10 protein-coding genes are annotated in these 8,041 nt (G+C 56.5%); all 10 read right to left on the bottom strand.

The window, feature by feature from the left end; all coding sequences use genetic code 11:
- Positions 1-414 precede the first annotated feature (414 nt).
- Positions 415-2,718, bottom strand: coding sequence for a hypothetical protein (locus ABF757_RS09305; protein WP_415481936.1), 2,304 nt, complete (start codon positions 2,716-2,718; stop codon positions 415-417).
- Positions 2,719-2,994: 276 nt separating this feature from the next.
- Positions 2,995-3,378, bottom strand: coding sequence for a hypothetical protein (locus ABF757_RS09300; protein ID WP_415481934.1), 384 nt, complete (start codon positions 3,376-3,378; stop codon positions 2,995-2,997).
- On the bottom strand, positions 3,368-3,505 hold the full coding sequence (locus tag ABF757_RS09295; protein WP_415481933.1) for a hypothetical protein: 138 nt from the start codon (positions 3,503-3,505) through the stop codon (positions 3,368-3,370). The genes ABF757_RS09300 and ABF757_RS09295 overlap by 11 nt, the downstream gene beginning before the upstream one ends.
- Entirely contained in the window at positions 3,502-3,726 is a 225-nt protein-coding gene (locus ABF757_RS09290; RefSeq protein WP_415481931.1) for a hypothetical protein, read from the bottom strand. Before ABF757_RS09290 ends, ABF757_RS09295 begins: the two co-directional genes overlap by 4 nt.
- On the bottom strand, positions 3,726-4,481 hold the full coding sequence (locus ABF757_RS09285; protein WP_415481930.1) for a hypothetical protein: 756 nt from the start codon (positions 4,479-4,481) through the stop codon (positions 3,726-3,728). The genes ABF757_RS09290 and ABF757_RS09285 overlap by 1 nt, the downstream gene beginning before the upstream one ends.
- Positions 4,482-4,533: 52 nt before the next feature.
- Entirely contained in the window at positions 4,534-4,998 is a 465-nt protein-coding gene (locus tag ABF757_RS09280) for a lysozyme (protein ID WP_415481929.1), read from the bottom strand.
- Positions 4,999-5,140: 142 nt separating this feature from the next.
- Positions 5,141-5,440 carry a hypothetical protein gene (locus ABF757_RS09275; protein ID WP_415481927.1) on the bottom strand — a complete coding sequence of 100 codons (300 nt, stop codon included), beginning with the start codon at positions 5,438-5,440 and terminating at the stop codon, positions 5,141-5,143.
- 54 nt (positions 5,441-5,494) lie between these two features.
- Positions 5,495-6,145, bottom strand: a complete 651-nt coding sequence (locus ABF757_RS09270; RefSeq protein ID WP_415481926.1) for a hypothetical protein — start codon at positions 6,143-6,145, stop codon at positions 5,495-5,497.
- A gap of 1 nt (position 6,146) precedes the next feature.
- On the bottom strand, positions 6,147-7,277 hold the full coding sequence (locus ABF757_RS09265) for a hypothetical protein (protein WP_415481925.1): 1,131 nt from the start codon (positions 7,275-7,277) through the stop codon (positions 6,147-6,149).
- Positions 7,278-8,039 (bottom strand): hypothetical protein, encoded by a 762-nt coding sequence (locus tag ABF757_RS09260; RefSeq protein WP_415481924.1) that lies wholly within the window; start codon positions 8,037-8,039, stop codon positions 7,278-7,280.
- Positions 8,040-8,041 lie beyond the last annotated feature (2 nt).

Genomic DNA, 8,041 nt, shown 5'->3' with positions numbered 1-8,041 from the left:
CGGCTGCTTTGGCTTGGTGTCCAATGTATAAGGAGACCGTCCGTTCCCCCCCCCTATACTGCCTGTCCGCTCACGGAATATGAAACAGACAGGCGGCAGTCGCCTCATGTCGGTCATTCAGGCTGTTGGGGGAATTTCCCGAAAGCCGACATGAATCATCCGACGCTCTGCCGGCAAAGGCGAATAGTGGACTTGCAGATGCATTTTTCCCTGTCGAGGTACGAATCTCGCCATGCGGGCTAGGCCGGAACCAGATGAGAACTACACCTACACGATAACCCTCTAAAACCCGGCTCGGGACGATGCCGCCATTCCCAGAAACCTTGGCGAAGAACAGCTTTCAACGAGAGACGACGCGCCGTCCTTACATTGTTACCATCGTCGATTAACCGAGGTTGGGCAACTTGTGGTCCGTCAGCTTTTGAGCTCCGGTATGACTTTCTCGCGACGCTGTGCGAGTAACACCGTTTCGTAAGGCGACGACCAGTTGTCGGTATTTTTGGCGAACAAGACACAACTCGCTGCATCATCGCGCTCCAAAGCTTCCGCTGCGAAATGCTCCATATGCTCGCGGCGCAAGTGAGTGTTTTCTCCCTGATGGATATAGAATCCGACTGTCGCCTTACGATTGAGCGGAGGAACAATCTCCATGAAGCATTCGTGGCCGGGCTTCGCGTTTTTCCGCGTGACTGATTTCCTCAGCCTGTTCAGACCGCGCTCGACCTTCGACTGATCTTCGGGGCTCGCGGAGCTGAGGATAAAAATGCCCATGGTGGTCCATCCGATGGGCTTCGTCCACGCCAGCTTGTCGATGATTTGCTTGTAACTTCTGTGGATCGCCGGTGCGGGCTTCTTCAATACCATCCCGGCGTCACGGGCATTATAGTATCGATCGATCATCTCAGACATTCCTGACACCATCAGACAATGAAAATCGTCTCGTTCCGCTTTAACATTGAAACCCGTGGAGAGGTAGACACCGAGAAAATCCAGCTCGTCCCCAATGATTTCGAAGTACTTCTGGAAGTGGAAACGCTCCGAAAAATAATGGAGGAATGGGATTTCCTCATCAAGGATATTGGCGATGCAACACAGGTCCGCGATATGCACCGCCGGGGCTAGACTGTGCCCGTCAGGGATGAGTCCGACCTTCGCCAACTCTTTTTCCGATGAGCTGAGAACCGACAGGTCGTCGAGTGTCAGCGATATCCGTATGATCTGATCAATTTTATCCGCCTCTAGACCAAGAGACTGCGTAATGAGGAGGCTTTCCGCATCGCCCGCGCGCGCCGCGATAATGTACCCGGCCAGACGTTCGGATTGAATGGAGGGTGCGATTACCATGTCGTTCAGATGGCGTTTGAGGCGGTCTGGCGCGCCGCGCAAACCTTGAGGCGTCAATCGATGTGATTTCGCTTCGGCAAGAAATACCGTCCTATCGACGACAGCGATAATGTCCGTTTCGAACTGTTGAGCACCGACCATCCATTTTGCATTTTTGGTGATCCTCGCCGTGGGCAGGACAGACTGGATCACCAATTCCGTCTTGTCCTCAAGATAGGTCGCGCGACGATCTGACAAATCGCTCTCGATCTTCGCAAAAATCGCAACGTTCCACATAATTTCATTGATGTGGCTGAAGATCGCTTGCGGCATCACGAACATGTACCTGCCACCCCAATAAATTCCAGGGCGAGCCCAGACCGGATTCGAAAGAAACATGTGTTCGATTTTATGATCAGCAAGTTCTCCCGGTTCGATCGAGAGCATCCGCAAAATGCGATCGACCCGTTCTTCCTCCTTACCTGTTAACGCAGCGACCTCAGCAGTTGTGACAGACATATACTCTGAATGCCGCTGGTCCGCATGTGCCACGATTAAGCCTATAACGTCATTGCGCGGTGTTCTTTCCGGTATGACAGTGAACAATTCTTCAGGAGTGCCGACGAGATCCGGAAATTCACGGAAATAGGCTTCAACCATGCTCTTGCCGTTGCGTGCACCCAGCACGCGCCTCAAAACGTCTATATAGTCGTTACCGCGCTGCTCAATGGTCGCCAGAATGGTCTCGGACACATCGAGAATATCGCTGAAAGTGTAGCCCGCAGCCGCAGCCAGTCTGGTATCCAGCGGCGCGTACAACTCGCGGCAAATCAGTTTGACCTCACTGAGATATCCCCAGTTTCTGACAGCCTGAGTCTGCAGCCTGACTTTCTCCTGAAGCGCCATAAGAGCCTTCTGGCCGTCATCCATTTCATCTGCCGTGGCGATTAGTCGGCGCTTGTAAATCGTATCGGATATTTGCGGCACGATATCGAACACGGTCTGCATCACGTCCGGCGTGTAAGGGGCTACGCCCCATTCGGCGGCTGGCAACGTGAGGGCTATGCCCTGAAGCAGTTCAATATGATGTTGTTCGATACCTTTGGCCAGCGTGCGAGTTTCACCCTTGTCGTTTATTGACGCGCGTGTACCGTAAAACCCGAATTCTGATATGACGCTCTCCGGCATGTGCTCTTTCAATACACCGAACAACTGATCGAGAAGTACCGGATATTTCTCAACATCCTCGCGAGCGGATTTAAGGACGGCCTGCTTAAACTCATCGTGACGATCGCCAGTGTCGAAATCGATTTCTTTAAAGACCATCCTATTCGGATTGCCGGGCAGCCGCGCTGCGGCCTGTTTTTTAGGCTTTCGCCTCCGCGATTTTGGCATCTCTTATCTCCCGGCTACGATTGCAGCCTCGTTTACTTGCGCTAGTAAGAATATCCCCCGGCCTAGTGACTGGGCAAGGGGCGGGAAGCGGGAAGGTGGTGCTAAAAGTGGTCGCTTCTACAACAATGCCATTCTGCACTGAATGGAGTGACTTCGGTCGAATTTCTCCATAAGAGTTGACGCTGCGCATGACTGCTTTCGGCCACCTCCTCTCAATAACCGACATTCGGCTTCCCCCTCCATTTCAGACAATGACACCGCAATTCATTGTCTGATTTATAGACGGGTTAGCCTCTCACACGCACGTACCAAAGGTGCACAAGCCGCATACCGGCCCAGCAGGGTATCGCTGGGGCCGGTATATTCGATCTGAGCAACGCGCCCATTCCTGATCCGGGCTACCAGATGGCATGTGCCATGCCCAGACAGATCCAGCTCCAAACTAAACGGCCCCTTTACGGTTAACGGCCCTTGCACAGCCTGATCCTGCCGCCATTGCAGTACCTCGCCATCGGGCAGAGGCTCCCGGTTATCCGGCACACCGGCGCAGGCAATCAGTTCAGAGCGGGGCATTCCTACCAGATCATGCCGCGCGCGGTCTGGTAAGCCGGCACAAGCCGCAAGCAGCAGCACCAGCATGAGTGCGGATCTATTCATCATCACGCGTAGCCTGCCCCCAGAAGCTGCCAGCACTCGCCCGCCACCGCATGAACGCTGCCAGCAGGACAGAGGCGAGGCCAACGGCCCCGCCTCCCAGGATCAGCCCGCATTCAAAAGCAGGGGTCATGCGCTCTGGATTGCCGCGTTATCGGCAACGCATTTGGCAATGATCGCCTGAATATCGGCGTCACTCGGGCCATTACCGGACCGGCTCTGCTCAATGGCGGCAATGATGGTGGTGTAGATCTCCGGACCGTATTTTTCGGCCAACTCCACCACTTCCCCTACAACGCCCAGAATGGCGCCAGCGGCGGCGGCAATGCCCGCCACGGTGTCGGTTGTCGTCATTACTTGCTTTCCTCCGTACGGCAGGCATCCGGGATGGTTCCTGCCTTCACACCAGCCCAGCAGGTCTGGAAGGACAGCAGCGCCGCCTGCAGACCGGAAATGCTGGTCTGGGTCAGGCTGCTGTTATTGTGGATATCCAGCTCCAGCGTGGTCAGCTCGTTCACCACGGTCTGGCTGGATTTTCTGACCAGCGTTTTCTGCTCATCAGTCAGGGTGATGCCGGGCACCTTACCTGCCATCACATCCGGCATCGGGCTGGAGGCCACATGGTAGGCGCTGGCTACGTCGAACACAGTCTGCCGCATCTTGGCCTGCGGTGTGGTGCCACAGGCGGTAAGGCCAAGGCCCATCACGCCCAGGAGCATGATGGCAGCTACACTGGCGCCGCTTTTCCCAGTGCTACTGGCGGGAGCGGCCGGGCGTTCCGTGTTGATCAGGGCAGACGCCGTGGCGCTAAACAGCGAGCCCGCCGGCAGCGTATCGGCAATAACCTTGATCGCAGCCGGGCCGATGTCCTTATGACTGGCCACGGCCTGCATGGCGGCGGCCAGGTCGTCACGCTGGGCAGTCAAGGACGACAGCAGGCCGCTGTTATCGCTGGCCAGCATGGGAATGGCCGTGATCAGCAGGGCGGCGCTGGCATCGGTAGAAATGACATGGAACCATGTCGCTACCAGCGTGCCCAGTAGCAGGCCGAGGGCGAACAGGGAGGTGGGCTGCCGCAGATATGCGACAACCTTATTCGGAGAAGACATGAAGCCTCTTTTCAGTTGAAAGGAATCGGGTTTCCCTAGGCGGGGAAAATGGTCAGGCAGACTCTGTCCAGAGCTGCCATTCCGCCTGCCGCCGCCGTGTCAGGCCGGGCAGGGCGATGAGCTGGCCATTTTTGTGGATGTGATCCCACAGCAGAAGCTGTCCTGCAGCTTCGGCCGCATGCCCCGCATTGAGCAGCTTGAGCAGCGTGGATCCGGCCAGAGCCGTAAGGCCGAGGTTAAAGGCGAAGTCCAGCAGGGCGGCCTCACCGCCGGAAGACAGTGCGCCCTGAACGAGCTGCCGCACCTCAGGCAGGAGCCGCTGGAGCGTGAGCTGCAGCAGGGTATCTGCCTGAGGTGCTGTGATCGGCGGCGTTCTGGCGGTCACGGCGGCCCCGTTGACCAGAAACCGGCTGCCATAGCCAATCGTCCAATAACCACGGGGGCAGAGATAGGGAGCAAGGCGCAGGCCTTCGAACGTACGGCACAGGCTTGCCGCCATTTCGACAGGGTCATTCATCTGGTTGTCCTGATACAAAAAAGTCCACACAAGGCGGCCGGAAAGTGGAATAGTTTTAAGGGCTAAGCGGCGGGTTAGTCCGCGTGGCTGAAAACATGAACGTAAACAGCCATTTTTGAGGCGCTACGATCCAGGCGAGTGTTCAGGGCGCACTGCCGACACCGAACAAATGGAAAATGCCCTGCACCACGCCCCAGCCAACACCTATCCCGCCGGTCAGGAGGAACTGCTTCCAGCCGCGCATGTTTTTCAGCTCCCCCTTGATGTCCCGCAGGTCTGAGCGAATACCGTCCAGATCGGTCTGAACCAGAGCCTGCCGGTCATTCATGACCGCCAGATCTCTCTCGACTTTCTTCACATCATCCCGCAGAGCGAGAAATTCCGGCCGGAAAACGTGTTCCGGCGGTGGTAGCAGATCAGGCATCTGATCCCTTTCAGGCATAAAAAAAACCGCCTCAATGGGCGGCGGACAATCAACCGGGATGCAGGGAGCTGATCAGTTCATGATCGTATCTGGTCGGACTGGCAGCGCGGTGCTGGTCGTATCTGTTCCAGCCGCAATGGCATTTATGGCCGTTACATAAGCTTTCATCTCAGCGCTAAACGTCTGGCCCATAGCCGCAGCCAGGTTTGCCTGCTGCAGTATCCATGCTTTTTCGGATGAAGCCTGCTCTGCCAGCGTCTGAGGGACAATCGGCGGCACGTAGTCTACCAACTTACCAGAAACAGTATCATAGGTCTGCTGGCGTGGGTTGGCCTGCCGGTCTGTGTAGGCTGCTGCTGTGATGGAATACAGGTCAGTTAGTGCAGGCTCAGTCGGTGCCGATGAGAACCCCCACATATCATACACAGCGCAGGGGGCATTCTTGTCGCAGTAGAAGCGCAGGGGGTAGGCGAGCGCCCCTGCAGATACAGGAACATAAAAATGCCCAGTCACCCCGGCAACATTCGCAAGGGTCCATTGGTCATTTGTCAGGGCCAGCAGGCTCGATGCCGCTGGAAGGGATAGCAAATTTACAGATTGCTTGTCCTGCGTCACACCGTTCCACACGTCGATCAATGTGGAACGTGTCAGGTATCCTGCGGAAGAGTCCCCATAATACTGCGCCGGATACGCGGCCTTGATTGCGTCGAGTGCGGTTGTCATTTCAGAAATATCCCATTGCTATCACTTGAAGAGTCCAAGGTTGTCCAGAAGAGTTGCTGTTCGCCCCTGATACGAATACAGGCTGGAACGTAAAACCTGTGTTCGTTATTGCGGGGTTATTTGTCGCACTGCTATTATTGAGGTTTGGGAAGCGCGAGGTATTACCTGCTTCACGGTTAATAGTCAGGCTGACGATAGGGACCGTCCCAGCCCTGAATGCAGTGGGGAACGGCACTGTCGTCTCTCCCGTCCCTGTCACCGTGAATGCCTGAATACGCATATTCGTATCGGAAAACGGCAACTGGGAGGTGACGGCCATATTCCCAAGATGTGTAGCGATTACCGAAGGCTCTAGGGCGATATAGGCATCCACTGCGCCTCCGCGCGTAGATAGGTGCTCGATCCAGCTCATACCAGAGCCTGTGCTTATCAGCGTCTCACCCGCGTTGGCTGAATTCCAGACACGCAGATTACCGACTACCTGCTGATCACCATTCAATGCGTTCCCACCAGATAGTTTTGCATTCGATGCATCTGCGGCGACACGGGCAGCGGTTTCCGCCGCTACAGCAGTTCCGACAAACGCTGTATTAGCGGCTTTTGTAGAGCTATCTCCTGCTGCAGGCGTCGGAACAGTCGGATTTTGGGAGAATGCATTGGAACCAGAATAAGTATTGCTTCCAGAAAAGCTGTTATTGCCAGAAAACGTGTTGCTGCCAGCCCGTGAAGCATAACGGGATTCTGCCGCTTTCGCGCTCAGAGCTACATCCCGCGCAAAATCAGGGTTTGCAGAAACCGGAAGAAGCCCGGCATCATCCTGCAGCGGCGTTCGAGCTGCAGGCACTTCGTTCCAGATCGTGACTTCCGACGAAAAATTCAGCGCGGATTTTGATCCGAACAGATTACCAATAACCGTGGTGCGGGCCAGAATATTAGGGCTGCCGACCGTGAGGGTGCCGATGCCCCATTCTGTCTGGGTTCCGTCAGACGCATAATAAAAAACCTCGCCGCCCGCGGGAAAGGCATCGGCAAATGTCTGGCGGCCAGCCGGAGCGCCTCCAAGGGTAAAGCTGCCAGTGCCAGGCGCATTGGCAGTTTCCAGCACCAGATCAGCAAGCTGGGGGATGCCCATTTACAAGCTCTCCATGAGTGTCAGGGTTGTCGAATGCCTGTCAGCCACACCGAACGGGTTAGAAACATCATCCCCGGTCATGCGGCCAAACAGGACTTTTTGCGCCAGTGCGGCTGGGCCAGCGTCGGGCACAGGTAGGAACAGGATATTCCGCCCGCTGGCGGCTACCCGCAGGATCTGTTCGATCTGATCCACATCCGTGTCGCCCAGAGACTGATGGGCAATCTTGAGAGAGCGCTGGATCCAACGGCTTTCTGTAAACTGTGTGCCCCCCAGAGCCGTGATGCTGTCGGAGCCCAGATTGCGGCCCGCCGTGCTTTCCGTGCTGTAGTTCCGTACGGGCTGCCAGATCGGGCCGGCATAGGCGAGGGGGATAGACAGGAAACCATCCGTGTTCCCACTATCGCCAATAGCGATAGTGACGGCATCGGCCTGCACGGAGCTGGGAGTCACCAGCACCATCTGCCCGTTGGCACAGGCTTGTGCCTGCCCCTGCCAGACTGTCTTTCCAGCCAGACTGGCGGCAACAACGAGAGTCGCTGCCGGCGTCAGGTTGGTGCGGTGGAGGCTGAATGCCCGGAATGTTCCGGGCTGGGGCAGGCTGAGGGTAAGAACGGCGGAACTGCGCGGGCAGCGCCATCCGAGCGAGGCACTGCCTGCGGGGTTGCGCAGGTTGTCCACCGGCAATGTATCGGCCTGCGCGGAGGCCGCAAGGGTGGCGTCCAGAACATGGTTCTGCCACCCGAAACCACAATTTTCCATGA

It is taken from the genome of Acetobacter papayae (assembly GCF_047721125.1).
GTDB classification, from domain to species: domain Bacteria; phylum Pseudomonadota; class Alphaproteobacteria; order Acetobacterales; family Acetobacteraceae; genus Acetobacter; species Acetobacter papayae.
This window is presented reverse-complemented; position numbering and strand designations above follow the sequence as displayed.

Coding starts and splice junctions, on each gene's coding strand:
- ABF757_RS09275 (WP_415481927.1), bottom strand. CDS start 5,440: ATGCCTGAAAGGGATCAGATGCCTGATCTGCTACCACCGCCGGAACAC.
- ABF757_RS09300 (WP_415481934.1), bottom strand. CDS start 3,378: ATGATGAATAGATCCGCACTCATGCTGGTGCTGCTGCTTGCGGCTTGT.
- ABF757_RS09285 (WP_415481930.1), bottom strand. CDS start 4,481: ATGTCTTCTCCGAATAAGGTTGTCGCATATCTGCGGCAGCCCACCTCC.
- ABF757_RS09265 (WP_415481925.1), bottom strand. CDS start 7,277: ATGGGCATCCCCCAGCTTGCTGATCTGGTGCTGGAAACTGCCAATGCG.
- ABF757_RS09270 (WP_415481926.1), bottom strand. CDS start 6,145: ATGACAACCGCACTCGACGCAATCAAGGCCGCGTATCCGGCGCAGTAT.
- ABF757_RS09295 (WP_415481933.1), bottom strand. CDS start 3,505: ATGACCCCTGCTTTTGAATGCGGGCTGATCCTGGGAGGCGGGGCCGTT.
- ABF757_RS09290 (WP_415481931.1), bottom strand. CDS start 3,726: ATGACGACAACCGACACCGTGGCGGGCATTGCCGCCGCCGCTGGCGCC.
- ABF757_RS09260 (WP_415481924.1), bottom strand. CDS start 8,039: ATGGAAAATTGTGGTTTCGGGTGGCAGAACCATGTTCTGGACGCCACC.
- ABF757_RS09305 (WP_415481936.1), bottom strand. CDS start 2,718: ATGCCAAAATCGCGGAGGCGAAAGCCTAAAAAACAGGCCGCAGCGCGG.
- ABF757_RS09280 (WP_415481929.1), bottom strand. CDS start 4,998: ATGAATGACCCTGTCGAAATGGCGGCAAGCCTGTGCCGTACGTTCGAA.